The sequence below is a fragment of the Gemmatimonas sp. genome, from assembly GCF_041689975.1.
Taxonomy (GTDB): domain Bacteria; phylum Gemmatimonadota; class Gemmatimonadetes; order Gemmatimonadales; family Gemmatimonadaceae; genus Gemmatimonas.
In genome coordinates this window covers 1-2032 of the sequence record NZ_JBDNFF010000416.1, presented here as the reverse complement: position 1 = coordinate 2032, position 2032 = coordinate 1, and the positions used below count along the sequence as shown (strand labels likewise).

Below are 2032 nucleotides of genomic sequence, written 5' to 3'. Positions count from 1 at the left end.
GTCGAGTCGCTCGTCAAGGACGCCGCAGTACCCGATGCGCGGGTAGGGAATTCCCGCCTGATGGCTGAACTCATTCAAAATGTTCCGGGCCGCGCGAAAGTGCTCGAGATCGACGCAAGATGCCATTTCATGTACATGGTGGTGCAGAAGGTGCTTGGCCTCGTACAAGCTTTGGCCACCTGTAAACACGATGTGAGCAGCGCCGAGAAGCGCACGCTCCATCTCTGCCATCCTTGCCGTGGCACCGGCGAATGCTGACAGCTCATCCATGCAGTCGTACACCACCAACTTCGCACACAAATGGCTCGAGAACTCGAGCGCCGCTGGCGTAAAGTACCATCGCACATCAACCCGCACATTCATTTTATCCAGGAACTCATCCAACAGCCGTCGCTGAAAGTCGATCACTTGATCTGCCGAAAGGTGTGCAGACAAATGAGGCCGGACAACGAAAACATTCGGCGCCGCCAGCGTAACGGTCATCTCAGCGCGAAACTCTCCAAAGCACGGCTCCTCTACGAAGAAGACCCGTCGATTGCGAGCAGCGCGACTCATCAGGTGCTGCGGACGCTGATAAACCCAATCCCATCGGAGGTGTGAAAACGCGATGAGATCGGAGGCTGGCATTGGCGTCATGTTTGTGGCTCGGTTTGACGGCCGCATGTCTTGCCTACAGCGCCGAAGCAGTCGCTGACACGCAAAAAAGCAGGAGCGCGGTGCGCCCTAGCTGTGGACATTCATGCGAGAACCGTAAGTGGCAAGAAAACGATCAAACTACGTCGTGCGCGCTACCAAACTGACTACGGAGCATATACTGTGCCACTCCTGCCCGCTCTACGAGCACCATAACTATGGACCGGTGGTATCGATACGACGCTTCCACGACTGCGCACAGTGCGCGTGGATCAAAGTCGCCGTTTCCCGGGGCGCTTCGAACGGCAAAAGGTGCGCAGCGTTCGGTACTACCACCAGCCGCGACGACGGGATCCGTTGTCTTACGTGCACGTCCAGATAATCCGGCGATAGCGGGGTGTCGAGTGCGCCAGCGATGACGAGCGTCGGAGTGACCATTCCCGCGGTCGCACGCGAGATGTCTTCTCGGCTTCCGCACTCCAGCCATCCGTGCCAAGCCCACTTTGAAGTGCGCAGTGCGTCGCTCACCACAACGCCCCGGTCCTCGTCTGTCAGCGGACGCGCGACACGCTCTACTGCCGTTCGCTCGGCCGACGCACGATCCTCCAAAGATGAAACAAGTCGCAACCGCTCGTTCTCGTTTATCGGCTCGGGAGTCGGCGGTGATGGGGCGAGCAGCACCAGCGCCGTGAGCGCCGCCGGACGACGCGCCGCAATGGCCAGCGCAGTTTTCCCGCCCATCGAGTGGCCGATGAGCGCGTACGAAGTCACGTTGAGTCCACACAGGGTCGCCATCACATCGTCGGCCATCTCAGAGACACTGAACTTATTCGACGACACCGTCGAGCCGCCAAACCCTCGGGCGTCCAGCGCAATGCAGCGGCTGCTCATGTCCAGACGGGCGATCACCCCTGCCCATGCGCGCACCGAGCCGGCAAAATAGTGAAGGAATACGAGAGTGGCGCCGTCGTTGTCCGCACCGCTGTCGACCGAGTGAAGCGTCGTGGCGTTTCGCATAGGGATCGTTCACACCTCGACTTTCAGCATCGCAGGGCGATCACCCGTCACGAACATCTCACCATGCGGTACGATGGTAATACGCCCGAACTCCTCGATCAGCGCACGATACGCTGCAGCAACCGGCCTTGCCTTGCGCTGCAGATCGTACAGCCCGCAAGCATTCACCGTTCCCCGCTTCTCGGACAGGCCAATATCCCAGTCGATCTGATCGATCAGACTGTACCAGGTGAAGCCGAGCACGGGAACGTTGTCGGCTCTCATCCTCAACACGTTGATCCACTGCTTCCATAACCATGTCGGCGCTTTTTCCGCTTCGAACACGTTCGTTTCCGTGTACATGACGGGTTTCCGATACCGGTTGTAATACTCCTTTGTGATC

Annotated in this window: 1 protein-coding gene and 2 pseudogenes; all 3 read right to left on the bottom strand. The window is 58.9% G+C overall.

Annotated elements, in window-relative coordinates; all coding sequences use genetic code 11:
- Positions 1 to 483: pseudogene (locus ACESNG_RS23465) on the bottom strand (hypothetical protein); the annotation flags it as partial.
- A gap of 366 nt (positions 484 to 849) precedes the next feature.
- The gene (locus tag ACESNG_RS23460) at positions 850 to 1650 is read right to left on the bottom strand and encodes an alpha/beta fold hydrolase (protein ID WP_373063276.1); all 801 of its coding nucleotides are present in this window, start codon (positions 1648 to 1650) and stop codon (positions 850 to 852) included.
- A gap of 9 nt (positions 1651 to 1659) precedes the next feature.
- Positions 1660 to 2032: pseudogene (locus ACESNG_RS23455) on the bottom strand (glycoside hydrolase family 1 protein); the annotation flags it as partial.

Coding starts and splice junctions, on each gene's coding strand:
- ACESNG_RS23460 (WP_373063276.1), bottom strand. CDS start 1,650: ATGCGAAACGCCACGACGCTTCACTCGGTCGACAGCGGTGCGGACAAC.